Here is a 974-nt window from a genome sequence, read left to right as displayed (position 1 = left end):
GGAAGTAGAACACGCGACGTAATAACTCACCCAATGTGCGGCATTGGTGGTTCCGGGTGATCGTTTCATGGAGGGCATGCCACAGCCGCTCAATCTGGTTCACCCATGGCGAATACACCGGCTGAAAAAGCACGATGAACTTCGGATTTTTTGCCAGCCATCGCTGTGCTTTTTTGCTCTTGTGGATGATGTAGTTATCCAGGATCAGCGTGATGCTCTTGGCGCGCCGATAAGTCCGCTTTAGTGTTTGGAGCAGTGACAAGAACAAGTCCGTGTCTTTGCTATCGCTCGCCACATAGGTCACGTTACCTGTTCCGGCATGCAGGGCGCCAGCGAGGTAATGTTTGCGATTCTGGCCCGGAGTTGCCACTTTCTTCTGCTTCCCTCGCATCATCCAGTCCGCCCCCAGCTTGGGATTGAGGTGGATATCCACCTCATCTTCATAGAACACGGGATGGTCCGCACTGCAGCGTCCCAAGGCCTCATTGATAGCGGCCATTTTCCGCTCTTTATGGGGATCGCGGATGTGCAAAGTGGGCGCGGCCCGGCGCCAGACAATCCCTAGCCTGGGCAGCCATCGCCGTATTGTTGAAGCATGCAATGTCAGGCGCCAACTCCGTTTGAGTTCAAGCGCCATCAGTTCGGTACTCCAACGCGAGCGCTGATATCCGAGCTCCTGTGGAGACAACTGGATCAACAGCTGTAATAGACCCGAGATGTGAGCAAATGGCAGCACCGGCTTGCGCCCCCGAGGCTCGCTTTCAAGCCCCTCCAGACCGAACAAGGTGTACCAGTTCACCCAGCGATTGATCGATGACCGGGCGGCGGCAGTGAGCCGAGAAACAGCCGAGACACTGTGCCCGTCAGCAAGGAGCAAGATGGCGTTGAGCCTCCGGCAGAGATCTTTATCTTTGGTCCGGTGCATCTTGTTGATGATCCGGCGTCGCTCATCATGGTCGGGGAGTGTTAGTATC

Annotated in this window: 1 protein-coding gene; it reads right to left on the bottom strand. The window is 55.7% G+C overall.

The features are described 5' to 3' along the window. Positions 1-973, bottom strand: a 973-nt coding sequence (locus OKC30_RS21085; protein WP_270809829.1) for an IS630-like element ISAeme16 family transposase, incomplete at its 3' end; no start/stop codon positions are given. Position 974 lies beyond the last annotated feature (1 nt).

The organism is Aeromonas sp. QDB18 (genome assembly GCF_027705325.1).
Lineage (GTDB): Bacteria > Pseudomonadota > Gammaproteobacteria > Enterobacterales > Aeromonadaceae > Aeromonas > Aeromonas caviae.
Note: the sequence above shows the minus strand (reverse complement) of the source record. Positions and strands in the feature narration are given on the sequence as shown.